Below are 24,854 nucleotides of genomic sequence, written 5' to 3'. Positions count from 1 at the left end.
TTGTTCTCTCTTTGGACTTTTTACTACTCCGGCGCCGCGCCCTCGCGGCCCGCCCCCTCCCACAAAATCCCGCCGCCCGCCGCCCCCCCCCACCCCCCCCCCCCCGCGGCTGCATGCGTCGAGAACGGGCCGCTTACTGCGTGGCTGACGCGACCGCGGTTCCTGCATCGAGAATGCCCGAGCCTGCCGGCAACGCGGTGCATGGCGTACTGGCCGCCAGCTTCGCCGTGTGCGTGCCGCTTTTCAGCTTCTGCTGGATCTGCGTGGGCGTGAGGTTGCCGTTCACCGCGAGCATCAGCGCGGCGACGCCCGTCACCTGCGGCGTAGCGAGGCTCGTGCCGCTCGCCAGGCCGTAGGTGTCGCTGTCCGGAGTCGTCGTGCCGCTGTTGGCCGTCGACAGGATGTTGACGCCCGGTGCGCTGAGCGTGATGTTGGTGCCGAAGTTGCTGAACGAGGCGCGGCGGCCGGCTGCATCGTTGGCACCGACGCTGATCACGCCGCTGCAGTTCGCGGGCTGGTCGAGGCCGGTCGACAGACCGTCGTTGCCGGCGGCGACGACGACGGTTACGCCCTTCGCGTTCACGTCGTCGATCGCCTGCTGGAACGTCTTGCTGCAGGCGCCGACGCCGCCGAGGCTGAGGTTGATGATTTTCGCCGGCGTCGGGTTGTTCGGCACCCCGGTGACGGGAATGCCGGCCGCCCAGCGCATTGCGTCGGCAATGTCGCTCGTCACGCCGCCGCATTTGCCGAGCACGCGAACCGGCAGAATCTTGCCGAGCCACGATACGCCGGCGATGCCGATGCCGTTGTTGGCGGTCGCGCCGATCACGCCCATCACGCGCGTGCCGTGCCAGCTGCTGGTGTTCGGTTCGCTTTCGCAGTGGTAGTACGGGCCGCTCGCGTTGTCGAGTTCCTGCTGCGTGACCCAGTCGCCCGGGTCGCTCGCGTCGGGGCCGCGCGACAGGCCGTTGTTGCTGGTGTTGACGCTGGTGATGAAGCTGTAGCCGGGCAGCAGGTTGCCGACGAGGTCGGGGTGCGGCCGATAGCCGGTGTCGAGCACGGCCGTCACGACGGTCGGCGAGCCTTTGGTCTGGTTCCACGCAGGCGGCAGATCGGCGCCGGCGGTCGGGTCGGACAGATACCACTGCTGGCCGTAGCTCGGGTCGCTCGGCGTGTCGCGGACCTTCATCGGATGATCCGGTTCAGCGTAGTCGACGTCGGCGTCGGCGCCGAAGGCCTCCGCGAGCGCCGCCGCGTCGGCGGCCGCGACGCGCTGGCCAAGCGACAGCACGGCCGCGCCGTTCGAGACCGTCCGCTCGACCTGCACGTTCAGCGGCGTCGGCGCGGCCGCATACGCACGCGCGGCGCCGGTTGTCGTCGGCGCCGTCCAGCGTGTCATCGAACGCTGGATCACCGCGTCGAGCCGCGTGCCGTCGTCGATGGCCGCTCGTGCGTTCGTGGCCGTCAGTGTCTTCAGCCTGACGATCAGGTGATCGACCGGCGGCTCGTCGGGCGTGGTCTGGGCGGCCATTTGCGTGGCGGCCTGCTGCGACGTACACGCGTTGCTGCCGGAATTGGTGGGCGGGGTCGTCGGAGCGGGCGCGGGGGCCGGGGTCGGGGCCGGTGCCGTGTTGGTCGGCGACGGGTTGCTGCCGTCGCCGCCGCCTCCGCCGCAGCCGGCGATCGGGAGCAGGGCGGCGGCGGACAGCATCCCGGCGAGCATGCGCGCATGGACCGAACGGGCCAGCGCGAAATTGAAACGTTTGGCTTTCATGTTGAAAGTCGATCCTCGGAGATAACCGTCGTGCCGGCGGTGGTGCCTGGTCTGGCCTAAGCCGGACCTTGATTTTTGTCGGGCGCGCGCGGGGTTCCTGCGACACGCCATGCATTGGGTAACGGCTGATGAGGCGGCTTTCTTGAATATGTTTTGTGTGAAAAAGATGCGACGCGCAAACGATTGCGTTGCTGGGTTGCAGCATGAACGCGCGTTTGGAACGGGTGATCTGTTCATGAGGTGCAAGATTGCAGGCGGTCGACCCGGCAAAACATGCGGCGCGGGCGCTTTTGCGCGGCACGGAAACGATTGTGCGCGGTGTGGCCGTGACGGAGGGCGCTTGACGCTTTCCCCGATGCGGTGCGAATTTTTCGGGCGTAGGATCGCGATTCGATCAAGGTTTCGTCAGGAGAAAAGCATGGATCACCGCTTCCGTTGGCTGGCTGTCGCGTTGTCCTGCGCGCTGGCGGGCGCCGCGCACGCGCAGGCGCTCACCGGCACGCTGAAGAAGATCAAGGACACGGGCGTCGTGTCGCTCGGCATCCGCGAATCGTCGGTGCCGTTCTCGTATTCGGACAACCAGCAGAAGAACATCGGTTACTCGCGCGACATCGCGGCGCGCATCATCGACGCGCTCAAGGCGGAGTTGAAGACGCCGAACCTGACGGTGAAGGAAATCCCGATCACGTCGCAGAACCGGATTCCGCTGCTGCAGAACGGCACGATCGACTTCGAGTGCGGCTCGACGACGAACACGCTGGAGCGGCAGAAGCAGGCCGCGTTCTCGAACAGCATCTTTCTGTATGGGATCCGTTTCAGCACGCGCAAGGATTCGGGCGTGAAGGACTTCCCGGACCTGGCCGGCAAGACGGTCGCGACGACGGCCGGCACCTCCGACGAGCGGCTGCTGCGCAAGCTCAACGAAGAGAAAGGGATGAACATGACGATCATCAGCGCGAAGGACCATGCCGAAGCGTTCATGAACGTCACGACCGGGCGCGCGGTCGCGTTCGTGATGGACGAGCCGCTGCTGTACGGCGAGATCGCGAAGGACCGCAATCCGGGCGCGTACACGGTGGCGGGCACGCCGCTCGTCCACGAGAACTACGCGTGCATGATGCGCAAGGACGATCCGGCGTTCAAGCACGTGGTCGACGGCGTGATCGCGAAGCTGCAGACCTCGGGCGCGGCCGAGAAGCTCTACGACCAGTGGTTCATGCAGCCGATTCCGCCGAAGGGTGTGAGCCTCAACTATCCGCTGTCGCCGGAGATGAAGCAGCTGTTCAGGAATCCGACGGATCAGGCACAGTACTGATCGAAACGTCGCAGTGGCGTGCGGGCCGACACGTTGCGTGCTCGGCCTGCACGATCGAATCCCCCGGCCTTCGGGTCGGCGTCGCGGCGCGCATCCCCGTAGCCGCAAGCGCGAGCCGGGCCCGTCGCGCCCGATGCTGAACCCCGTGTCCTGATCCTCCATCGCGTGCATCGCGTTTATGGCGCCGCACCTCGACGGCCCGCCGTCCGCGCGTCGTCCCGCCCGGTCTTTTCTCCCTTGCCTGAACACGCGCCCTGCACCGAAGCGGGGTTGGCGGATGCGCGCCCGACGCACGTCCGGCGACGTCGTTTGCCGCGTAAACCCGAATACAGATTTCAATTTGAACTGGTCAGAATCGGCCGAAATTGTTCAACAATTTTCGGCGGAAAATCCCGGAAAGCCGCATGCGGCGGCGCCTGGGAGGCGTTGCGACGTTTCAGCGCGAGAGCCGAACAACCCAGGAGCTTCGCCATGTCTGCTCGTTTCCCGGTTCGACATTTCCTCCGCGGCGCGCTCGTGCCGCTGGCCTTCGCATGCTCGCTCGCGTCGGCGGCGCCGCTGCAGACGGTGCGGCCCGGCACGCTGCTGGTGGGCTCCGACCTCACGTATCCGCCATACGCGTACCTGGACGCCGGCAAGCCTGCGGGTTTCGATGCCGAGTTCTCGCGGCTGCTGGCACGTCACCTGAAACTGGAGCCGGTATTTCTCGATACGCGCTTCCCGGACCTGATTCTCGGGATGAAGGCGCGCCGCTTCGACGTCGTCGCATCCGCGCTGTACGTGACGCCCGATCGCGTGAAGCAGGTCGATTTCGTGCCGTACCTGAAGACGGGCGCGTCGCTGCTTGTCGCGAAGGGCGGCGCGTTCCTGCCGAAGACGCCGCAGGACCTGTGCGGCAAGCGGGTCGGCTCGATCAAGGGCGCGTCGTGGACGCCGAAGCTGCGTGCGGTGTCGCAGGACACGTGCAAGGCGGCCGGGCGCGCCGAGATCGCGATCCTCGAGTTCCCGACGTCGCCGGAAGCGACGTCCGCGCTGCTGTCGAAGGCGGTCGATGTCCAGATCGAGGACGCGGCCGTCGCGCAGGAGATTCCGAAGCAGACGAACGGGCGCGTCGACGTCAGTTCGACCACGCTGCTGTATCCGATCGTGATCGGCCTGGGCGTGACGAAGGGCGATAGCGGGTTGCAGGGTGCGCTCGAGGGTGCGCTGAACGATGCGCGGCGCAGCGGCGAATACGGCAGCCTGGTGAAGAAGTACGGGTTGCAGGAGCCGACACCCGCCGACGTCGCCAACGCGCTCGGCGCGCCGAAGTAAGCGCGCGGCCAGCACGACCTGACCACCGCGCGCCGCGCGGCCGCATCACCATCCGCGGTTGAGGAGTCTTCGATGCAGTTCGATTGGCACTATGCGTTTCAGCTCTTGCGGGACAAGGATTTCTGGCGCGCCTGCGTCGTGGTCGTCGAACTCAGCGTCGCCGCGTGGCTGCTCGGCGTGTTGCTCGGCTTTCCGGTGGCGCTCGCGAGACAGTCGCACCAGCCGTTGCTGAAACGGGCGGCGGCGCTCTACATCTGGTTCTTCCGCAGCCTGCCGCTGCTCGTGCTGCTGGTCTTCATCTACAACCTGCCGCAGGTCTTTCCGGCGACGAGCGCGGTGCTGTCCGATCCGTTCATGGCCGGCCTGATCGCGATGGTGCTGAGCGAGACCGCCTATTTCGCGGAAATCCATCGCGGCGGGATCCTGTCGGTGCCGCGCGGGCAGCTCGAGGCGGGCCGCGCGCTGGGTATCCGCTTCACCGGCATCCAGCGGATGATCGTGATGCCGCAGGCGATCCGCATTGCGCTGCCGGCGCTGGCGAACGAGTTCATCACGATCGTGAAGCTCACGTCGCTGGTGTCGGTGATTTCGCTGGCCGAGATCCTGCTCGTCGGCCAGCGGCTGTACACGCAGAATTTCCTGGTGTTCGAAACGATGCTGGCCGTGGCGTTCTACTACGTGCTGATCGTGACGGTGTTCAGCCGGCTGCTCGGTTATCTCGAGCGGTACCTCGACGTCAGCCGCCGTACGCCGGCCCAGGCCGGCCACGTCGATCTTGCGCTGCCGCCGTCGGCGCCGGCCGTCGCGCCGAGGCCGCGGGCGAACGCCGAATTCGCGCTGCGCCTGAAAGGCGTGCAGCAGCGCTACGGCCGCCATGAAGTGCTGAAGGACATTCATCTCGACGTCGTGCCCGGGCAGGTCGTGTCGATCATCGGGCCGTCCGGCTCCGGCAAGACGTCGCTGATTCGTACCGTCAACGGCCTCGCGCCGGTGAACGCGGGCGAGATCGACCTGTACGGAGAGCCGTTCATCCGCGCGTCGGGTCCGCATCCGCCGCGCGTGTCGCACGAGCGCATCCTCGACATCGGCATGGTGTTCCAGAGCTTCAACCTGTTCCCGCATCGCACCGCGCTGCAGAACGTGATGATGGCGCCGTGCTATCACCGGCAGGCCGATGCGGCGGCGATCCGGCTGCAGGCGCTGTCGCTGTTGTCGAAGGTCGGGATGCTCGAACATGCGAACAAGTATCCGCATCAGCTGTCGGGCGGCCAGCAGCAGCGCGTCGCCATTGCGCGCGCACTCGCGACGCGGCCGTCGATCATGCTGTTCGACGAGCCGACGTCGGCCCTCGATCCGGAGCTCGTCGGCGAAGTGCTGAAGGTCGTCGAGACGCTGGCGAAAGAAGGGATGACGATGATCATCGTGACCCACGAGATGAATTTCGCGTTCAAGGTGTCCGACCGGATCGTGTTCATGGAGAACGGGCGCATCCTGTACGACGTGCCGCCGGACCGGATTCGCGGCAGCGCGGACGCGCGCGTGAAGGATTTTCTGAAGCACGTTCACTTCGCATGACAAATGACCGGATGGGAGCGGGAATGGATCCGACGGATTTCCGGCTGGGCAACGTGAACGAGCACGCGTGTGCGGAACGGGTGCGTGCGTGTCTTGCGCATGCCGACGCGCATCCCGGCGACATCGAAGCCGCGTGGCTCGCGCGGCGCGACGACGCGGCGGTCGCCGATGCACGTGCATGGGATGCGGCGCGGCGCGCCGGCGCGATCGATGCGCCGCTGGCCGGCGCCGTGCTGACGGTGAAGGCCTGCTTCGATTGCACCGGCTGGGTCACGCATGCCGGTTCGCGCGTGCTGGCCGACGAGCCGCCGGCGCGAATCGACGCGGCGCCGGTGTCGGCACTGCGTCGGGCCGGCGCGGTGCTGGTCGCGCAGACGGCGATGACCGAGTTCGCGTACGGCGCGCTCGGCGTGAACCGTGCGTACGGGACGCCGACGACGCCGCTCGATGCGCAGCGCGAGCGGGTGGCCGGCGGATCGAGTTCGGGCGCGGCGGTGTCGGTGGCACTCGGTGCGGCCGACCTGTCGCTGGGTTCCGATACGAGCGGGTCGGCACGCATTCCGGCCGCATTCTGCGGCGTGACGGGATTCAAGCCGTCGCGTGGGCGCTATGCGAGCGACGGCATGCGGTTTCTGTCGACGAGCTTCGACGTGCCGGGCCTGCTGGCCGCGACGGTCGGGCTGTGCCGGCAGGCGGACGTTGCGCTGCACGGCCGCGAAGCGCGGCGGCGGCGACCGGCGGCGATCCGCGACCTGCAGTTCATCGTGCCCGAGGCGTTCGTTGCGGATGACGTCGACCCGGTCGTCGGACGCGCATTCGACGCGTGGCTGTCCCGACTGTCCGCGCACGGCGCACGGATCCGGCGCAAGCGGCTCGATTGCGTGGCCGAGGCCGGCGCGGTCGCCCGCGCGGGCGGCATCATCGCGGCAGAGGCGTTCATGCTTCATCGTGCGCGGCTGGCCGCGGCGGCGGACCGCTACGATCCGCTGGTCGGCCCGCGCATCGCTGCAGGCGAGCAGGTGCGGGCGCACGACTACGCCGCGGCGCTGCGGCGCCTGGCTGCACTGGCCGCCGCGTACCACGCCGAACTCGGCGACGCGGATGCGGTGCTGACGCCGACGGTGCCGATGCTGCCGCCGCGCGTGGCCGATCTGGCCGACGAAGCCGCATACCTCGCACAGAACGCGCGTGCGTTCCGGCTGACCGAATTCGCGAACCGGCTCGACCTGCCGAGCATCAGCGTGCCCGGCGACCTGCGCAACCGGCAGCCCGTCGGCTTGCTGATCACCGGGCATCGCGGCGAGGACGCGCGGCTGCTCGATGTCGCGGCAGCGGTGGAGAGCGCGCTGACCGCCGATTCCGCATGACGCATTTTCCGGCGGCAAGGATCACCTTGCCATGTTTCATCTCAACTATTCAGAGGTGCTTATGATCGTCGTGAGATCGGCCGATATCGCCAATACCGAGCGCCATGCGCGCGGCCCGGGCTGGGACAGCAAGCGCATGATCGTCAAGCAGGACGGCGTCGGCTATTCCGTTCATGAGACGCGCGTGCACGAAGGCGCCGAACTGCATCTGCACTACAAGAACCACTTCGAGACCAACTACTGCGTGGCCGGAGAGGGGGAGGTCGTCGACACGGCGACCGGCAACGTGCACCGGATCACGCCCGGAACGATCTACGCGCTGAACCTGAACGATCCGCATGTCCTGCGCGCTACGCGTGGCGACCTGCATCTCGTGTGCGTGTTCAATCCGCCGCTGACGGGACTCGAGACGCATCGGGAAGACGGCAGTTACGCGCTGCCGATGGAGCAGGCCTGACTGCGCGAGCGGTCGGGCCGTTGCGTGCCTTTTCGTGCTGCCGTTGCTTGCCACGTCTTGAGGCAAGCAACGGCGGCGCGGCGTGCAGGGTCAGGCCGCCTCGCGATGGCTGCGCTTGATTGCCGCGACGAGCATCCGCTCGGAATCGTCGAGATAGCGCGCGAGCGCGGTGACGGCTTCGCTGCGGCGGTTCTGCGTGAGCAGGTCGTAGATCTGGTATTCGCGCTGGATCCAGTCGGGCGTTTGCACGCGTTTCTCGTCGGGATCCGCGGCGAAGACGAGCCGCAGCTGTGCGGAGATGGTCCGGAAGAACTCGTCGAGCAGCGCCGACTTCTGCAGCGCGACGATGTGCTGGTGAAAGCGCAGGCTGTGCGTGCCGACGGCCTGCCAGTTTTCCTTGTCGAGTTCGCGCTCGGCCGCGCGAATGGCGGCCTGCATCTTTTCGAGCAGCGCCGGCTGCGCGAGTTCGGCCGTGTTCAGCGCATGCAGTTCGAGCGTGCGGCGCGCGACGTAAAGATCGCGCACGTCCTGGCGATTCAGCGTGCGCACGACGACACCCTTGTGGCGCACGAACGTGACGAGCCCTTCGCGGCCGAGCTGATGCAGGACTTCGCGAAGCGAGTTGCGCGACGTGTCGTATTCGGCCGCGAGGTCCATCTCGATCAGCGCGGTGCCGGGCGGCAGCTTGCCGCTGATGATGTGTTCCCGCAGTTGATGGCTGATCCGGTCGGCGACCGACTGTCCTCTCGCTTTTTCGCTTGCCATTCCGTTCGTTCGCTCCTCTCCTGGTCGTGCGCCGCCGGCGTGGCCGGCCGGCGGCGTTTCGCCATTCTACGGGCTCCGGACCGCGTTACGCCGTCTTGTCGTGCTGCCAGTCGGCCTGCGGCGGCTGCATTCCGTGCTGGCCACGGTAGGGCGCGACGCTCGGCTGCGACCAGCCTTCGAGCAGGCTCGGGTCGAGCCGGTATACCTCGACGCCGAGCGGCCGGCACACGTCGATCGGGTCGCGTGCGTCGGGGCCCCACATCGGCACCGAAAGGTCGCCGCCCGGACACGTGGACATCGCGCACAGCACGTCGATTTCCGCGAAGAACTCGAGGTAATCGCCCGGCTGCGCGGGACAGGCCTTCATGAAGTACTTGTCGTCGTCGTTCAGGCCGGTGCACTGGAACACGTTGAGCACGTCGTGCACGTCGAATTCGGTCAGCCCGTACGGCGCGACCGCCCGCACGAGGTTCGAATGACAGTGGAAATGAAAATCCTCGCCGGTCAACAGCTTGTTCACGTACGGGTCGCAGCGCGTGCCGAGCAGGTCGTGCACGCGGCCGCCGTCGCCGTCGACGCCATAGCCGGCGAGCGTGTCGTCGGTGATCGTGACCATCGGCCGCAGGTACGGCAGCGTCGACCAGAGCCGGTCGAACGTCGTCACGTGCGCGGCTTGCAGCTGACGTGTGCGCGACGCCCACATGCGCTCGCGCGGATTGTGCAGGTTCCAGATGTTGAAGTCGGCGACTTGCGGGCCTTCGAGCGTGACGATCCGGAACACGTGACCCGCCGGCACCGTCCACGCGAAGCCGCTGCGGATCGGCACGACGTGCGACGCGATCCGTTCGCGCGCGTCCTGGCGCTGGGCGATCGCGGAATAAAAGGCTTTGTCGACGTTCAGGACGGAACCCTTGGTGACCTGGTAGGCGGCGGGATAGTTCGACATGACGCGGTGCTCTCGGGGAAATTTGCAGATTCGGAGATCCGGCTGGAATCCTTTGTGGTGGCCGGTCAGGCGTCAATTTTAATGCTGTATTGTTCAACAATTTATTGGCGCTGCGAGGAGTATAGGGGGAATGCCGGGAGGTGTGTCAATCGGTGGAAAGTACGGAGGGGCGCGGCGAGCCGCGGATGCGCGCAGGCAGGCGAGTGGCGCCGCAAACAAAAAATGAAATATGGATCAAGACCGTGGCCGTGCCGGCCGCCGGACCGGCTCGCCATGATCGGCAAGCGGGGCGTGTAACGCGTTTCGAAACCTGACGCAATCCGCATTCAACCGCGCCCACGCCAGGGGATTCCTGTCGCGTTGCGCAACAACAGGCACAATATGCGCTTCGCCGCGCACCGTTGTTCGACTTCGAGCAGCACGGCGCGTGTTGCCGCCGTCCGAATCCTTCCCGGTTGTCATGAACGCCTCGCTCACTCCCGCGCGCGAATCGAACTCGCCGCGCTTCCTGCTGTTCCTGATTTGCCTGTTCGCCTCCGCCGGCCAGCTCGCGATCGACATCTACGTGCCTGCGCTGCCCGACATGGCGCGTTCGTTCGCGACCACGCCGCAGGCGATTCAGTCGAGCGTCTCCGGCTACATGGCCGCTTATGCGCTCGGCCAGCTGATCTTCGGTCCGGTTGCCGATGCATACGGGCGCAAGCGCGTGCTCGCGTTCGGGCTGGTCATCTACACGATCGGCTGCCTGCTGTCGCTCGGCGCGCCGAACCTGGAGACGTTCGTGCTGGCGCGCTGCCTGCAGGGCTTCGGGATCGCGACCACGAACCTGCTCGCGAAGGCGATCATCACCGACTCGTTCTCGGGCCAGGCGCTGATGCATGCGTTCACCTATATGTCGATCGCGTGGGGGCTCGCGCCGATCATCGCGCCGGTGATCGGCGCGCACTTGCAGGAATGGTTCGGCTGGCGCGCGTGCCTCGTGTTCCTGCTGGTGTATTCGCTGGTGATGTGGGCGCTGCTGTGGCGCTATCGCGAGACCTTGCCGAAGCCGGTCCATCTCGAGCCGCGCACGCTGATGGCGAACGCTGGCAAGGTGCTCGCGAGCCCGGTGTTCCAGAGCTGCTTCCTCGCGCAGGGGCTGTGCTACAGCATCCTGCTGGTGTTCAACATCGTCGGGCCGTTCATGGTGCAGACCACGCTGCACAAGCCGCCGACCTTCTTCGGCTATCTCGCGCTCGGGATCGGGCTGATGTATTTCCTCGGCGGGCTGTCGAACCGGATTCACGGGCGCGGGCTGCCGAGCGCCGAGCAGCGGTTGCGCATCGGCGCACGCGTGATGGCGGGCGCGGCGGTCGCGATGCTGGTGCTGGCGCTGACCGTCGGGCTGCGCGTATGGACGCTCGCGACGCCGGTGCTCGTGATGGGCTTCTGCGCGGGCGCGATGTATCCGACGCTGATGGCGAAGGGCAATTCGCTGTTTCCCCATATCGCGGGGCTGACGAGCGCGATCCTCGGGTGCGCGCTGCTGCTCGTGTCGTCCGCGATGATGGGGCTGGCCGGTTTCGTATCGATTCACGTGCTGACGCCGCTCGCGGTGTTCTTCGTCGCGCTGTCGTTCATCGTCGTGTGGATGGTGACGAAGCTGCTGCGCTACCTCACGCAGCAGCAGGCGGCGAGGGTGGCTTGCGGGAGCGGGGAAGCCGCGTAAGCCGCGTCGACGGGGGCGGCGGCACGCCCGCCGCTCACAGCGGGTGTGCCGCGCCCGCCTGCGCCAGCAGCGAAACCGCAACCGGATCCGGCATCCCGTTCGAATCGATCGCGCCGGCCTTGGCCAGCGCGGCGAGGTCGCTGTCGACGCCCGGTTGGCCGACCACGAACGGCGTCGTCAGGAAGGCCGGTGCCGACAGCGTGACCGCATAGCGCTGCTGCAGATTCGTCACGACCGCCGATTGCGCGGCCTGCACCGTGTTCGGGCTGCCCATCACCTGCTGGAAGTGCGCATTCCCCTGGAAATTGCCGATCAGCCCGGCCGTGTTCGTGCCGAGCTGCGCGGCGAGATAGACAAGCATCAGCTCGGTCTCGGGCGTCGTGTTGAAGGTGCCGCCCGCGTAGGCGAGCGAATGCAGGCTCGTGCCGCTCGACGCGACGGTGATCACGCACGGCAGCACGGCGTTGACCGCCACGCGGTAGTTGCCGCCGCCGTCGGTCAGCGTCGTCGCCGAGCCTTGCGCGCAGCTGACCGTCACCGATGCGCTCGCGAGCGCGGAGCCCGTGGCGGCCGTGCCGGACAGCGCGACGGTTTGCGTGTTGGCGTTGTTGAAGCAGACGTCGACGCCGAAGCAGGCGTCGCCGTTGCAGCCGGCAAGCGTCGCGACGGCCGCGGCGCACAGCGTGCCCAGCGCGGGGCGGAGGAAGCGCGGATGGCGAAGGTTCATGGTCGCGGGCGGATCGGAAGAGTGAGCGCGGCAGGGCAACCGGCGCGCGCCGACGCTTCGGCGCGCTGTTCGTATTCTAGGTCTCCGATCGCGGGGTTGCTGGCCCGTTTGTTCGCCGCGGCCTGCGGCGTGCGGCATGACCGGCGCCCGTTACGGCTTGCGCGCGGCCGGTTTCGCGAACGCGCCGCGCACCTCGAAGCCGATCGCATCCGCCACGTTGCCGCGCGCGTCGACGAGTTCCAGCCGGTGCCGCCCCGGCCACGGCATCCACGCGATGCGGTCGGCGTGGCCGATTACCTTGTCGTCGAGCCGCCACGCGAACCGTGCGGCATGCCCGGAAGATCGCTCGAACCAGATCCGCTGATTCTTCGGCGGAATGTCCGGATCGATCGCGAAGATCGTGCCGTCGGTCGGCGCACCGATCGTCAGCGGCGCGCGCGCGCCGTCCTTGCCCGGCGTGACGGGCGCCGCGAGCCGGATCGTGTCGAGCGCGGTGCCCGCGACGAACCACTCGTTGCGCGACGGCTCGACGTCGCGCTCGAACGTGATGCGGCGTACTTCGACGCCGGCCGGCGGACGCGGCGCACGGCTCGGCAGGTCGCGGTGCAGGTAGCCGACGACGGCCGACCACACCGGCGACGCGCCCGTGACGCCCGATACATCCCACATCGGCGAGCCGTCCGCATTGCCGACCCACACGCCGACCGTATAGCGCGACGTGAAGCCGACCGTCCAGTTGTCGCGCATGTCCTTGCTCGTGCCGGTCTTCACCGCCGAGAAGAAGCGCGTCGCGAGCGGATTGTCGAAGCCGAACGTGCGCACGCGCGCGTTGTTGTCGGCGAGGATGTCGGTGACGACGAAGCTGGCCGCTTCGCTGAACACGCGCGTGCCGTTGTCCGCACGCCCCGGTGCCGATGCGCCGGCAGCGGGCGACGGCGCGGGCAGGTCGACGACCTTGCGCGCGACGCCGCCGTTCGCGAGCGCGCGATACGCATTGGTCAGCGACAGCAGCGTGACGTCCGCGCTGCCGAGCGCGAGGCTGAAGCCGTAGTAGTCGCCTTCCTGCGCGAGCGGCAGGCCGAGCGCGGTCAGCGTGCGCGCGAAGCGATGCGGCGTGACGAGCACGAGCGTGCGCACGGCCGGCACGTTCAGCGAGCCGCCGAGCGCGCTGCGCACGCTCACCCAGCCCTTGAAATCCTTGTCGTAGTTCTGCGGAATGTAGAGGCCGCCGCCGGCCGCGAGGTTGATCGGCGCGTCGTCGAGCAGCGACGCGGCCGTCAGCCGCTTCTCGTCGATCGCCTGCGCATAGAGGAACGGCTTGAGCGTCGAGCCGGCCTGGCGCGGCGCGAGCACGGCGTCGACGTCGCGTGCGCTCGACAACGCGCCCGACGAACCGACCCACGCGCGAATCTCGCCGGTCGCGTTGTCGATCACGACGACCGCACCGTCCTGCACGTTGCGCCGGTGCGCGGGCGCGTTGAGCTCGGTCAGCGCGCGCGTGAGCGTGTCGCGCGCGAAGCGCTGCAGCGGCGCATCGAGCGTCGTGCGCACCTGCGCGCCGGCCGCGGGCCTGACCTCGGCCGCGATGCGGCGCGCGAAGTGCGGGGCGAGGGTGGCGCCGTCCGCCGTCAGGTCGTTACGCACGGCATTGGCCGGGCGCGCGATCACGAGTTGCACGTAGCCGTCGAGCGACGCGCAGGCCTGCTCCGCGTGCATGTCGCGCAGGATCCGGCACGCACGCTCGGCGACCTTCGCGCTTGCCGCGTTGGGCGCGCGCACCAGCGCTGCCGCGATCGCGGCTTCACGTGCGTCGAGGCCGGACGGCGCCTTGCCGAACAGCACCTGCGACAGCGCGGCGAGCCCGACCGTCTCGCCGCGGAACGGCACGAGATTCAGGTAGGCCTCGAGGATCTGGTCCTTGCGCCAGCCGCGTTCGAGCAGCAGCGCGTTCATCGCCTGCGTGGCCTTCTGCGGCAGCGAGCGCTGGCCCGAGCGGCGCGGCTCGTCATTGAGGAGCCCGGCGAGCTGCATCGTCACGGTCGACGCGCCGCGCGTGCGCTGGTTCCACAGGTTGCCCCATGCCGCACCGGCGATCCCGCGCCAGTCGACGCCGCTGTGTTCGTAGAAGCGCTTGTCCTCGGACACGACGATCGCCTCGCGGAACGCGGGCGACACGTCGGCGAGCGACACCCAGTCGCCGCGCCGTTCGGCGAGGTCGACGCGCGTGCGCTGCAGCGGCGTGCCGTCACGCGCGAGCAGCACCCAGTCGGAACTGCGCCAGTTGCGGCGCACGTCGTCGTAGCCGGGCAGCGCGTGCGCGACGAGCGGCGCGGCCAGCACGACGGCGACGAAAACGCGGCCGGCGAAGCGCGCCGGCCGCGGCGATCCATGATCGATCATCGCGTATCCGTTATTTGCCCGCGTCGGCCGGCTTCACGGTCATCGGCGGGTTCGGCCACAGGCCGTACACGGACGGTGCGTACAACGCCTCGACGCGCGTCGGCGGCAGCCCGAAGGTGCCGACGTTGTTCAGCCGCACCGTGTACTCGACCGAGAGCTTGCCCTTCGGCAGATAGTCGTAATACGCGCGGTAGCCGTCGAAATCGCGTTCGATGAACGCCGGCCATGCGCCGTCCGGGGATTTCTCGCCCTGCGTCGCGGCTTCCGAATCGCGGCCGAGGCCCGAGCCGAGGATCGTCGCACCGGACGGGATCGGATCGTTGACGACGACCCACGTCATGTCGCTCTGCGCGTCGATGTCGAGATGCACGCGCACGACGTCGCCGCGCGTCAGCACGCCCTTGACGGCGGGCGACACGGGCGTGACGGTCTTCGTGATCCGGTAGCCGGCCGCGAACGGCGCGCGCAGCGGCACGGCCGCGAGGCTTTCGACGGTCGCCCACGGGCGGCCCGTGCCGTCCTGCGTGACGGACAGCGTGGCCGGTGCCTGGGCCGCACGCGGCCACGGCATCAGCACGCTGCGCGCGGCGGCGGCCCGGGTCGCGGGAGTGGCCGAGGCGGGGCTGTCGGCGGGCGCGGTCGAGGGTGCCTGCGACCACGAAATCGCGCGCTCGTTGCCGCCGAGCGCGACCTTCGTCGTGCCGGCCACCGGCGTGCTCTCGTAGGTGCGCGAGAAGCGCTCGATCGCGAGCTGGCCGAGTGCGTTCGACGTCGTCGTCTGCCATGCGCCCTGGCGTTGCAGCGCCAGCAGGCCGGTCGCGACGCGCGGCATCTCGTCCTTCCACGCCGGGTCGCCCGCGAATTCCAGCGCGAGACGCGCGGCGTTGGTCTCGTTGCTCGTCATCAGCCACCACAGGTCGTCGTCGCGCGCGGTCGAGAACACGAGCTGCGTGCCCTGGTACGTGAGGCGCGCCCGCAGGATCTGCTCGACCTGTGCGCGTTTCGCGTCGCGCTGCGGGATGTCCTTCACGCGCGTGAGGATCGCGTGATAGTCGATTACCGCCGACGTCGGCCACTGGTTCGGCGCGATTTCGATCGAACCGAGCATGCGGCCCTGGGCGGCACCGTAACGCGACAGCGCCTCGATCGCGGCGAGCTTGCGCAGGTCGCGATCCTGGCGCGGAGCCCACGCGTTGCGCTCGATGCGGCCGTCGACGAAACGCGCGAGCCCGGCTTCGAGCTGCGTGCGCAGGTCTTCCGGCAGCGCGAAGCGCGGGTCGAGGCGGCCGGCCTCGTCGGCGATCACGAGCAGATACGACGACAGCGTCGGGCTGCCGTAGTGCGCATCGTCGGAGGACGGCGGGAAGTAGTTCGCGAGTCCGTCGCTGTCGAGGTAGACGGGCATGCGCGCCACCAGCGCCTGCCATTGCGCGGCGTCGTGCAGGCCGATCGCGCGCGACGTCTGCTGTTCGAGGCAGCGGTACGGATAGCGCTCGAACCAGCGCCGCACGCCGGGCAGGCCGTCGGCGAGCTTCGACTGCAGCGACACGGCGATGCCGCCGCGCGGCGCGCCCTGCGCGTTGTTGACGGCGCCGGCCGGGGCGGACACGGGCAGCGTCAGCGTGCCGTCGACCTGGGTGAGCGTGGCCTGCTGCACGGTGACCGGCAGCGCGGGCACGACCTTCTGCGCGACGGCCAGCGCGTCGGACGCGCGCTTGCCGCCTTGCTCGGCCGCCTCGATGCGCCAGTTCAGCGCGCCGGCCGCGTCGAGCGCCTGCTCGGGCACGGTGATCGTCCACGCGACCTCGGCCGCCGCGTTGGCCGCGAGCGACACGGTTTGCGGCGCGACCTCGAGGCCCGTCACGCGCGGCGTCACGACGACCTGCATCGCGCGGTCGGTCGTGTTGCGCAGCGTGACCTGCGCGCGGAACGCATCGCCTTCGCGCACGAGCGGCGGCAGGCCGGAGATCAGCTGCAGGTCCTGCGTGCTGCGGATCGACGTGCTGCCGGTGCCGAAGCGGTCCGCGCCGACCGCCGCGATCGCGACGATCCGGAAGCGCGTGAGCGCATCGTTCAGCGGCACTTCGACGGTCGCGCTGCCGTTCGCGTCGAGCGTCACGCGCGGATTCCACAACAGCAGCGTGTCGAACAGCTCGCGCGTCGGCGCGCTGCCGCCGCCGCCGCCGGCCGGCACCGCCTTGCGGCCGAAGTGGCGGCGGCCGACGATTTCCATCTGCGCGGTGGCCGTCTCGACGCCGTACGCGCGTCGCTGCAGCATCGCGTCGAGCAGGTCCCAGCTGTTGTTGGGCATCAGCTCGAGCAGCGCCTCGTCGACGGCCGCGACCGCGATCTGCGTGCCGGCCGGCGCGGGCTGCCCGTTCGGCAGCGTGACCTTCACGTGCGCCTGCGCCTTGCCGCGCACCGTGTAGCGCGTCGCGTCGGTCGTCACGGTCACGCCGAGACGATGCACGCCGGTGCCGACCTTGATCTCGCCGAGGCCATAGCGGAACGCGGGCTTCGACAGGTCGACGAACGCGGTCGGCGCTTCATGGTAGCGGCCTTCGCGCCAGAACGCGCGGGCCCATTCGACCGGCGCCTTCCAGCCCCACGTGAAGAACGAGTACCACGGCACTTCGCGAATCCGGCCGCGCAACGCGAGCACCGACACGTAGACGTTCGGCCCCCACGATTCGCCGACCTTCAGGTCGACGGTCGGGTTCTTGCCGTTCAGCTCGACGACGTGCGTTTCCATCACGCCGCCGCGTTCGACCGCGACGAGCGCGCTCGCGTAGCGGAACGGCATGCGCACCTGGAAGCGGGCCGTTTCGCCCGGCTCGTAGGACGTCTTCTCCGGGATCACGTCGATCCGGTCGGTGTTGTCGCCGCCGAACCAGAGTTGGTCCTCGCGCGTGACCCACACCGACGTCGACGCATTCGACGTGCGGCCGTCGCCATCCTTCGCGACCGCGATCAACTGGACGTTGCCGGCCTGTTCGAGGGGCGCGTCGCAGGCCATGCGGCCCTTGTCGTCGGTCTTGCCCGAGCACAGCACGCCGAGGTCGCGCGTGTCGCTCTTGTTGTCGTACGCATAGAAGCCGCCGACCATGCGCTTGCGCGAGGACGTCGTGATGTGCGCGACGCCCTTGATCTCGATCGACACCGAGGCACGCGGCTTGCCCTGCAGGTCGACCGCGAGCGCCTGCACCGGCACGCGCTGGCCGACCGACACCCAGCGGCCGGCCTTGATGCCGGCCACCACCGAGGCCGGCCACAGGATCGTGTCGCCGCGGATCGTCTGCACTTCGCCGTTCGGGTCCGCGAACGTCGCCTCGAGCGCGATGCGCTTCGGCGCGTCGACGTCGGGCAGGCCCTTGAGCGTGACGGAACCCGCGCCGTTGCGGTCGAGCGTGAGCGGCAGCTTGTCCGCGATCAGCTTCGTCGCGTCGGGATCGTTGTTCGCGGCCGATGTGCTGTCGCCGTCCTGCGCATCGTCGTCGGCGTTGCCGTCGCTGCGCTCCGGACGATAGGGCGTGAAGCTGAACTCCTCGAAGCGGTCCGCGAACGGCGGCGACGCCCACTTCATCAGCGCCGACACCTGCACGGGCAGGTTCGATGCGCCGCCGCCCGACACGTAGTCGATCTGCACCGCGAGCGGCGCTTCCTTGACCGCGACGAGCGGGCTCTTCTGCGCGTCGCGCGCGCCGATCGTCCCCTTGAGCACCGGCAGGCGGAACGCCTCGACGCGGAAGCTGCCGCCGTAGTAGCTGGCGGTCGGCGCATCGTCCGGGCCGCCATCGAGTGACACGCTGTATTCACCGAGCTTCGCCGCGGGCGGCAGCGTGAACTGCGTGTCCGCGCTGTGGTCGGCCGACCACGTGAGCGGCAGCTTGTAGGTCTGGTCCGAGCCAAGATGGCGGATCGTCACGCGTGTCGGGTAGTGCGCCGGAAACGCGAGGCTCTGCAGCGTCTCGGTGCGCAGGAAGTGCTTCATCGACACGGTTTCGCCGGCCCGCAGCAGCGTGCGGTCGAACACGGTATGCGCGCGCACGGTCGGCGCGCTGTCGGTGTCGGTCGGCACGTTGAAGCGCCACGATTCGATCCCGCGGTTCCAGTTCGAGCTGACGAACGCCATGTCGCGGCCCGTCTTCGGATCGTCGACGCGTGCCGACACGAAGTAGTCGTCGAAGCGTTCCGACTGGCTGCATGCGTGTTTCGGCTCGAACGGGCCGTCGATCTTCAGCAGGCCTTGCGCATCGGTCTTGCCCGACGCGATTTCGTCGCCATTGCAGTCCGACACGCGGATCTGCGCGTTCGGCACGGGCTTGCCCTTGTCGAGCGTCGTGACCCACACCAGGTTGTTCTCGCGGCCCTGTTTCAGGTGCACGCCGAGATTCGTGACGAGCACGGTGGTGCGCACGTACATGCTCGACGGCTTCGCGAGCAGCGAGCGGCCGAGCGCGGGCGACGCGAGTTCGAGCACGTAGAAGCCGGGCTTGTCGATCGGCACGCCGACGACCTCGAACGGACGCAGCGCCTTCGGGTCGGCCTTCGGCAGCGCCAGCGCCTGCGCACCCGGTTCGCCGGCGAGCAGCGACAGCGAGCGCACGTCGATGCGGCGGTTCTGCGGCGCGGGCATCTTCTCGCCGGCCTCGAGCGGCACGTAGACGGCGTGCTGGCCCTTGCGCCGCAGCAGGCCCGGGACGCGTTCGTCGATCGTGCCGGCCGTCATCGACCAGTTGTCGAAGCGCTCGACGGTGCGCATCCATTGACGGATCGCGGTGTCGTCGTCGACCTTCAGGTTCGAGAATTGCGCGCCGCTCGTGTTGAGGCCCGCGATGCGCAGGTCGGCTTCGACGTTGCGCAGCGTGACGGGCACGAGTGCCGGCGTATCGGGTTCGGCGAAGCGCTCGACGATCCCGAACGTGCCCGACGAGAATTTCGCGAGCGGCGGCATCGGCGCGGTGCGCGTCGCGAGCGGGAACAGGTCGGCGTTCGAGAGCGAGCGGTCGGTCACGTCGCGCAGGCCGGACGGCAGTTCGATCGTCAGGTTCGCCTGCGCGGGCAGCGGCGGGTTGAACGTGACGGTCGTCACTTCGTCGCTGTGATCGTCGGCCGCGAAGGTCGGCGAAAGCGAACCGTCAGGACCGCGCAGCCGGATCGCCTCGGCGTTCTTGCGCGAGATCGGTGCATTGAACGACAGCGTCAGCGGACGCAGTGGCGTGCAGGGCGCCTTCGCGTTCTCGCGCTCGCACGAGAAGCTCGCGGCGAACGGCGCACGCACGGTGAAGTCGAAGCGGCGCTCGGTGTCGTTCGCGATGCCGCTCGGGCTCGCGACGCCCTTGCCGTAGACGAGCTGCATCTTCGCGCTCGCGGGCAGCGCCTGCGCGCACGACAGCGTCAGCACGCGCGCGGCGTCCTTCTTCAGCCCGAAGTGATCGAGCAGCGCGTTGCGCGCATCGTCGTCGGCGGCCGTGACGGGGATGCGGTTGCCGATGCCGGCCGCTTCGCACCAGATGTTCGCGAGCGCGGAGCGTGGCTCGGCCGGACCATTCAGCTTCAGCACGAAGACCTGGCGCTCCTCGATCTCGCGCGAGCCGGGGCGCACCGTCACCGGGAACGGGCCGCCGGTTTGAAACGTGAAGCGGCGCGGGCCGCTGACCGCATTGCCGGCGACCGAACGCAGCGCGTCGTTGAGCGCGACCGAGCAGCGCACGCCCGGCGGCAGGTCGTTCTCGAAATCGTAGACCCACGTCTTGTCGTCGAGCCAGTGACCCTGGCCGCGTGCGGCGTTGGAATCGTTGCAGGTCATGCGCGCGGGACTCGGCGCGGATGCCGAACCGAACGCGACCATCGGTTCGTCGAACTTGACGACGCTCTGCCGGACTTCGGTGACCGTGCCTTGCGGCGACACGCTCACGGTGCGTGCCGCGCCCGCGTGCAGCGACAGTGCGGCGGCGCCGCCGAGCGCCGCGACGGCGCCGATGCGCCAGATCAGCCGTGTGGTGTGATGGGTTGAATGTGTGTTGTTGTGCTTGTCGTGCTGCTTCATCGCTCGATGCCCTCGGAGGGAAGCTTTCTGTTTGATTGCACGCGATTCTAACCGACGGGCATGCGAGCGGATGACGGGAAGCGGCGTGTCGCCGGGTTGCGACACGCCGGCATCCCGATACGGAATTGTCGCGTCGACGACACAAAGATGCCGCGAAATGTCGATTGTCTCGGATTGCGGAACATTAAATGGACTATAAAAGCATTGTCCAATCCGAATTGAGCGCGTACATTTCAGGGCCGCGCGAAAGTTTGAGAAATATCAAGCGTGGTTTTCCCGAATCCGGTGTTCGAGAGAAGGAAACATGCACAACGACAACACCCCCCACTCGCGTCGCGATCGCGACGCAGCCGCATCCGGCATCACGCGGCGTCAATGGCTGCAGGGCGCACTGGCGCTGACGGCGGCGGGCCTCACCGGCTCGCTGGCGTTGCGGGCCCTGGCCGATAATCCCGGCACCGCGCCGCTCGATACGTTCATGACGCTCTCCGAAGCACTGACAGGCAAGAAAGGGCTGAGCCGCGTGCTCGGCGAACGCTTCCTGCAGGCCTTGCAGAAGGGCTCGTTCAAGACCGCCGACGGTCTGTCGCAACTCGCCGGCGCACTCGCGTCCGGTTCGTTGACTCCCGATCAGCAAACGTCCGCGCTGTCGATTCTCGAAGCCTGGTATCTCGGCATCGTCGACAACGTCGTAATTACCTACGAAGAAGCATTAATGTTCAGCGTCGTGTCCGATACGCTCGTGATTCCTTCGTATTGCCCGAATAAACCCGGCTTCTGGGCCGAAAAACCGATCGAGAGGCAAGGCTGATGGCCGATACCGATACGCAAAAGGCCGACGTCGTGGTCGTCGGGTCCGGTGTCGCGGGCGCGATCGTCGCGCACCAGCTCGCGATGGCCGGCAAGTCGGTGATCCTGCTCGAGGCAGGCCCGCGCATGCCGCGCTGGGAAATCGTCGAACGCTTCCGCAACCAGCCCGACAAGACGGACTTCATGGCGCCGTACCCGTCGAGCCCGTGGGCGCCGCATCCGGAATACGGCCCGCCGAACGACTACCTGGTCCTGAAGGGCGAGCACAAGTTCAACTCGCAGTACATCCGCGCGGTGGGCGGCACGACGTGGCACTGGGCCGCGTCGGCGTGGCGCTTCATCCCGAACGACTTCAAGATGAAGACCGTGTACGGTGTCGGCCGCGACTGGCCGATCCAGTACGACGATCTCGAGCATTGGTACCAGCGCGCCGAGGAAGAGCTCGGCGTGTGGGGCCCCGGCCCCGAGGAAGACCTGTATTCGCCGCGCAAGCAGCCGTACCCGATGCCGCCGCTGCCGTTGTCGTTCAACGAGCAGACGATCAAGAGCGCGCTCAACGGCCATGACCCGAAGTTCCACGTCGTGACCGAGCCGGTCGCGCGCAACAGCCGTCCGTACGACGGCCGGCCGACTTGTTGCGGGAACAACAACTGCATGCCGATCTGCCCGATCGGCGCGATGTACAACGGCATCGTGCACGTCGAGAAGGCCGAGCAGGCCGGCGCGAAGCTGATCGACAGCGCGGTCGTGTACAAGCTCGAGACGGGTCCGGACAAGCGCATCGTCGCCGCGATCTACAAGGACAAGACGGGCGCCGACCATCGCGTCGAGGGCAAGTACTTCGTGGTGGCCGCGAACGGCATCGAGACGCCGAAGATCCTGCTGATGTCGGCGAACCGCGACTTCCCGAACGGCGTCGCGAACAGTTCCGACATGGTCGGGCGCAACCTGATGGACCACCCGGGCACGGGCGTGTCGTTCTACGCGAGCGAGAAGCTGTGGCCGGGCCGCGGCCCGCAGGAAATGACGTCGCTGATCGGTTTCCGCGACGGCCCGTTCCGCGCGACCGAAGCCGCGAAGAAGATCCATCTGTCGAACATGTCGCGCATCAACCAGGAAACGCAGAAGATCTTCAAGGCCGGCAAGCTGATGAAGGCCGACGAGCTCGACGCGCAGATCCGCGACCGCTCCGCGCGCTACGTGCAGTTCGACTGCTTCCACGAAATCCTGCCGCAGCCCGAGAACCGCATCGTGCCGAGCAAGACGGCCACCGACGCGGTCGGCATTCCGCGCCCGGAAATCACGTATGCGATCGACGACTACGTGAAGCGCGGCGCCGTGCATACGCGCGAGGTCTATGCGACCGCGGCGAAGGTGCTGGGCGGCACGGACGTCGTGTTCAACGACGAGTTCGCGCCGAACAATCACATCACGGGCGCGACGATCATGGGCGCGGATGCGCGCGACTCGGTCGTCGACAAGGACTGCCGCACGTTCGACCATCCGAACCTGTTCATCTCGAGCAGCTCGACGATGCCGACCGTCGGTACGGTGAACGTGACGCTGACGATCGCGGCGCTGGCGCTGCGGATGTCGGACACGCTGAAGAAGGAAGTCTGACCGTGCGGAAATCTACTCTCACCTTCCTCCTCGCCGGCTGCCTCGCGCTGCCGGGCCTCGTGCGCGCGGCCGATGCGGCCGACCCCGCGCAGGTCAAGCGCGGCGAATATCTCGCGGTCGCGGGCGACTGCATGGCCTGCCACACCGCGAAGGGCGGCAAGCCGTTCGCCGGCGGCCTCGGGATGCCGGTGCCGAAGCTCGGCAAGATCTACACGAGCAACATCACGCCCGACCCGGATACCGGCATCGGCAACTGGACGTTCGACGACTTCGAGCGCGCGGTGCGCCACGGCGTGTCGAAGAACGGCGACGACCTGTATCCGGCGATGCCGTACGTGTCGTACGCGAAGATCAGCGACGACGACGTGCAGGCGTTGTACGCGTACTTCATGCACGGCGTCGAACCGGTCAAGCAGGCGCCGCCGAAGAACGAGATCCCCGCGCTGCTGAGCATGCGCTGGCCGCTGAAGATCTGGAACTGGCTGTTCCTGAAGGACGGCGCATACCAGCCGAAGCCGGCGCAGAGCGCCGAGTGGAACCGCGGTGCGTACCTGGTGCAGGGCCTCGCGCACTGCAGCACGTGCCACACGCCGCGCGGCGTCGCGATGCAGGAGAAGTCGCTCGACGAAACCGGCGGCAGCTTCCTGTCGGGCTCGGTGCTGGCGGGCTGGGACGGCTACAACATCACGTCCGACCCGAACGCGGGGATCGGCGGCTGGACGCAGCAGCAGCTCGTCCAGTACCTGCGTACCGGCAGCGTGCCGGGTGTCGCGCAGGCAGCCGGTCCGATGGCCGAGGCGGTCGAGCACAGCTTCTCGAAGATGACCGACGCCGACATCGGCGCGATCGCGACGTACATCCGTACGGTGCCGGCCGTCGCCAACGGCGACGCGAAGCAGTCGCGCTCGTCGTGGGGCAAGCCGGCGGAAGACGGCCTGAAGCTGCGCGGCGTCGCACTGGCGTCGTCGGGCATCGATCCGGCGCGGCTGTATCTCGGCAACTGCGCGACGTGCCACCAGATGCAGGGCAAGGGCACGCCGGACGGTTATTACCCGTCGCTGTTCCACAACTCGACGGTGGGCGCGTCGAATCCGGCGAACCTGGTGCAGGTGATCCTGAACGGCGTGCAGCGCAAGGCCGGCAGCGAGGACGTCGGGATGCCCGCGTTCCGCAACGAGCTGTCGGATGCGCAGATCGCCGCGCTGACGAACTACCTGACCGGCCAGTTCGGCAACCCGGCCGCGAAGGTGACCGAGCAGGACGTCGCGAAGGCGCGTTGAGGCCGGGTACGATGCAGTAATGGCAGGGCAACTCTGACAAGAAGAGGAGGCACAGCACATCGGGCGGGCCCCGATGCCGGTTGTTGCAGAGCGGGGTGGGTGGCTTTGGCGGCCGCCCGCCCTGGTTCGTTGGCAATCCGGTGCGCGCGGTTCGCGTACCGCTTTCGTTGATCACACCATGACACCGAATCAACCGTTTCTCGCGTCCCAGCGCGATGTGCTGCTGCTGTTGTCCCGGATCCTGCTCGTGATCCTGTTCGTGATGTTCGGCTGGAAGAAGATCGTCGACTTCTCCGGCACGATCGCGTTCATGGGAAGCGAGGGCGCGCCGGCGCCGATCATTTCGGCGGCGATCGCCGTCGTGATGGAGCTGTTCGCCGGCATCGCGATCCTCGTCGGTTTCCAGACGCGGCCGCTCGCGCTGCTGCTTGCGCTGTATACGATCGGCACCGGCTTCATCGGCCACCACTACTGGACGATGTCGGGCGGCGAGCAGATCGACAACATGATTCATTTCTACAAGAACATCGCGATCTCGGGCGGCCTGCTCGCACTTTGCGCGGCGGGCCCCGGGCGTTTTTCGATCGATCGCGGGTAAATGGCAACGCCGGCGCGCGCATCGGGCGTGTGCCGGACGGTCGAGACTTCGAGGGGGGCATCATTTTGCGACTCAAACATTTCGCATGGCTGATCGTGGCCGCCGCACCGGCGGCCGCGTTCGCGCAGACGAGCGTGACGCTGTACGGC

17 protein-coding genes are annotated in these 24,854 nt (G+C 68.0%); 10 read left to right on the top strand and 7 right to left on the bottom strand.

Annotated features, from left to right (window positions below; genetic code table 11):
- Window positions 1–133: 133 nt before the first annotated feature.
- A complete protein-coding gene (locus DIE17_RS35840) occupies window positions 134–1,774 on the bottom strand; it encodes a S8 family peptidase (protein ID WP_124921786.1) in 1,641 nt (546 codons plus the stop codon).
- Between the two features lie 418 nt (window positions 1,775–2,192).
- Between DIE17_RS35840 and DIE17_RS35835 the strand changes: the two genes are divergently transcribed.
- A complete protein-coding gene (locus DIE17_RS35835) occupies window positions 2,193–3,089 on the top strand; it encodes a glutamate/aspartate ABC transporter substrate-binding protein (RefSeq protein ID WP_124523952.1) in 897 nt (298 codons plus the stop codon).
- A 335-nt stretch (window positions 3,090–3,424) separates the two neighbouring features.
- Here DIE17_RS35835 and DIE17_RS37660 read toward each other — a convergent pair whose 3' ends face one another.
- A complete protein-coding gene (locus tag DIE17_RS37660; RefSeq protein WP_185735425.1) occupies window positions 3,425–3,562 on the bottom strand; it encodes a hypothetical protein in 138 nt (45 codons plus the stop codon).
- On the opposite strand from DIE17_RS37660, the gene DIE17_RS35830 reads away from it, so the two are divergent.
- The 4 genes from DIE17_RS35830 (at window position 3,561) to DIE17_RS35815 (ending at window position 7,802) form a co-directional block, all read left to right on the top strand.
- Window positions 3,561–4,403, top strand: a complete 843-nt coding sequence (locus DIE17_RS35830) for an ABC transporter substrate-binding protein (protein WP_124921785.1) — start codon at window positions 3,561–3,563, stop codon at window positions 4,401–4,403. The genes DIE17_RS37660 and DIE17_RS35830 overlap by 2 nt on opposite strands.
- Before the next feature lie 72 nt (window positions 4,404–4,475).
- Window positions 4,476–5,978 carry an amino acid ABC transporter permease/ATP-binding protein gene (locus DIE17_RS35825; protein WP_124921784.1) on the top strand — a complete coding sequence of 501 codons (1,503 nt, stop codon included), beginning with the start codon at window positions 4,476–4,478 and terminating at the stop codon, window positions 5,976–5,978.
- Window positions 5,979–6,001: 23 nt separating this feature from the next.
- Complete coding sequence (locus DIE17_RS35820; RefSeq protein WP_124921783.1) at window positions 6,002–7,345, top strand: amidase family protein; 1,344 nt, start codon at window positions 6,002–6,004, stop codon at window positions 7,343–7,345.
- Window positions 7,346–7,406: 61 nt separating this feature from the next.
- Window positions 7,407–7,802: an ectoine synthase gene (locus tag DIE17_RS35815; RefSeq protein ID WP_124921782.1), complete on the top strand. Its 396-nt coding sequence runs from the start codon at window positions 7,407–7,409 to the stop codon at window positions 7,800–7,802.
- A 90-nt stretch (window positions 7,803–7,892) separates the two neighbouring features.
- Here the strand turns inward: DIE17_RS35815 and DIE17_RS35810 are convergent, their stop codons facing one another.
- Together DIE17_RS35810 and DIE17_RS35805 are read right to left on the bottom strand one after the other, a co-directional pair.
- A complete protein-coding gene (locus tag DIE17_RS35810) occupies window positions 7,893–8,567 on the bottom strand; it encodes a GntR family transcriptional regulator (RefSeq protein WP_124523962.1) in 675 nt (224 codons plus the stop codon).
- Between the two features lie 85 nt (window positions 8,568–8,652).
- Window positions 8,653–9,513: a DUF1989 domain-containing protein gene (locus DIE17_RS35805; RefSeq protein WP_124921781.1), complete on the bottom strand. Its 861-nt coding sequence runs from the start codon at window positions 9,511–9,513 to the stop codon at window positions 8,653–8,655.
- Between the two features lie 460 nt (window positions 9,514–9,973).
- Here DIE17_RS35805 and DIE17_RS35800 point away from each other — a divergent pair, with 460 nt between their 5' ends.
- Complete coding sequence (locus DIE17_RS35800; protein WP_124921780.1) at window positions 9,974–11,221, top strand: multidrug effflux MFS transporter; 1,248 nt, start codon at window positions 9,974–9,976, stop codon at window positions 11,219–11,221.
- Window positions 11,222–11,255: 34 nt separating this feature from the next.
- On the opposite strand, the gene DIE17_RS35795 is transcribed toward DIE17_RS35800, so the two are convergent.
- The 3 genes from DIE17_RS35795 to DIE17_RS35785 all read right to left on the bottom strand — a co-directional run bounded on the left by DIE17_RS35795 (window position 11,256) and on the right by DIE17_RS35785 (window position 20,397).
- Entirely contained in the window at window positions 11,256–11,948 is a 693-nt protein-coding gene (locus tag DIE17_RS35795) for a hypothetical protein (protein ID WP_124484596.1), read from the bottom strand.
- Window positions 11,949–12,098: 150 nt separating this feature from the next.
- A complete protein-coding gene (pbpC, locus tag DIE17_RS35790; protein WP_124921779.1) occupies window positions 12,099–14,348 on the bottom strand; it encodes a penicillin-binding protein 1C in 2,250 nt (749 codons plus the stop codon).
- Window positions 14,349–14,358: 10 nt separating this feature from the next.
- The gene (locus tag DIE17_RS35785) at window positions 14,359–20,397 is read right to left on the bottom strand and encodes an alpha-2-macroglobulin (RefSeq protein WP_124921778.1); all 6,039 of its coding nucleotides are present in this window, start codon (window positions 20,395–20,397) and stop codon (window positions 14,359–14,361) included.
- 304 nt (window positions 20,398–20,701) lie between these two features.
- On the opposite strand from DIE17_RS35785, the gene DIE17_RS35775 reads away from it, so the two are divergent.
- The 4 genes from DIE17_RS35775 (at window position 20,702) to DIE17_RS35760 (ending at window position 24,705) form a co-directional block, all read left to right on the top strand.
- Window positions 20,702–21,208, top strand: a complete 507-nt coding sequence (locus tag DIE17_RS35775; protein ID WP_044843286.1) for a sugar dehydrogenase complex small subunit — start codon at window positions 20,702–20,704, stop codon at window positions 21,206–21,208.
- The gene (locus DIE17_RS35770; protein ID WP_124484599.1) at window positions 21,208–22,827 is read left to right on the top strand and encodes a GMC family oxidoreductase; all 1,620 of its coding nucleotides are present in this window, start codon (window positions 21,208–21,210) and stop codon (window positions 22,825–22,827) included. The genes DIE17_RS35775 and DIE17_RS35770 overlap by 1 nt, the downstream gene beginning before the upstream one ends.
- A 2-nt stretch (window positions 22,828–22,829) precedes the next feature.
- Window positions 22,830–24,107, top strand: a complete 1,278-nt coding sequence (locus DIE17_RS35765) for a cytochrome c (RefSeq protein WP_124921777.1) — start codon at window positions 22,830–22,832, stop codon at window positions 24,105–24,107.
- Between the two features lie 178 nt (window positions 24,108–24,285).
- Window positions 24,286–24,705: a DoxX family protein gene (locus DIE17_RS35760; RefSeq protein WP_124921776.1), complete on the top strand. Its 420-nt coding sequence runs from the start codon at window positions 24,286–24,288 to the stop codon at window positions 24,703–24,705.
- Window positions 24,706–24,854 lie beyond the last annotated feature (149 nt).

Origin of the sequence: Burkholderia sp. Bp9099 (assembly GCF_003857805.1) — a bacterium.
GTDB lineage: Bacteria > Pseudomonadota > Gammaproteobacteria > Burkholderiales > Burkholderiaceae > Burkholderia.
Note: the sequence above shows the minus strand (reverse complement) of the source record. Positions and strands in the feature narration are given on the sequence as shown.

Bases quoted from the DNA above. Each gene is read 5' to 3' on its own strand.
- DIE17_RS35840 (WP_124921786.1), bottom strand. From the start codon at position 1,774: ATGAAAGCCAAACGTTTCAATTTCGCGCTGGCCCGTTCGGTCCATGCG.
- DIE17_RS35835 (WP_124523952.1), top strand. From the start codon at position 2,193: ATGGATCACCGCTTCCGTTGGCTGGCTGTCGCGTTGTCCTGCGCGCTG.
- DIE17_RS35830 (WP_124921785.1), top strand. From the start codon at position 3,561: ATGTCTGCTCGTTTCCCGGTTCGACATTTCCTCCGCGGCGCGCTCGTG.
- DIE17_RS37660 (WP_185735425.1), bottom strand. From the start codon at position 3,562: ATGGCGAAGCTCCTGGGTTGTTCGGCTCTCGCGCTGAAACGTCGCAAC.
- DIE17_RS35825 (WP_124921784.1), top strand. From the start codon at position 4,476: ATGCAGTTCGATTGGCACTATGCGTTTCAGCTCTTGCGGGACAAGGAT.
- DIE17_RS35820 (WP_124921783.1), top strand. From the start codon at position 6,002: ATGGATCCGACGGATTTCCGGCTGGGCAACGTGAACGAGCACGCGTGT.
- DIE17_RS35815 (WP_124921782.1), top strand. From the start codon at position 7,407: ATGATCGTCGTGAGATCGGCCGATATCGCCAATACCGAGCGCCATGCG.
- DIE17_RS35810 (WP_124523962.1), bottom strand. From the start codon at position 8,567: ATGGCAAGCGAAAAAGCGAGAGGACAGTCGGTCGCCGACCGGATCAGC.
- DIE17_RS35805 (WP_124921781.1), bottom strand. From the start codon at position 9,513: ATGTCGAACTATCCCGCCGCCTACCAGGTCACCAAGGGTTCCGTCCTG.
- DIE17_RS35800 (WP_124921780.1), top strand. From the start codon at position 9,974: ATGAACGCCTCGCTCACTCCCGCGCGCGAATCGAACTCGCCGCGCTTC.
- DIE17_RS35795 (WP_124484596.1), bottom strand. From the start codon at position 11,948: ATGAACCTTCGCCATCCGCGCTTCCTCCGCCCCGCGCTGGGCACGCTG.
- pbpC (WP_124921779.1), bottom strand. From the start codon at position 14,348: ATGATCGATCATGGATCGCCGCGGCCGGCGCGCTTCGCCGGCCGCGTT.
- DIE17_RS35785 (WP_124921778.1), bottom strand. From the start codon at position 20,397: ATGAAGCAGCACGACAAGCACAACAACACACATTCAACCCATCACACC.
- DIE17_RS35775 (WP_044843286.1), top strand. From the start codon at position 20,702: ATGCACAACGACAACACCCCCCACTCGCGTCGCGATCGCGACGCAGCC.
- DIE17_RS35770 (WP_124484599.1), top strand. From the start codon at position 21,208: ATGGCCGATACCGATACGCAAAAGGCCGACGTCGTGGTCGTCGGGTCC.
- DIE17_RS35760 (WP_124921776.1), top strand. From the start codon at position 24,286: ATGACACCGAATCAACCGTTTCTCGCGTCCCAGCGCGATGTGCTGCTG.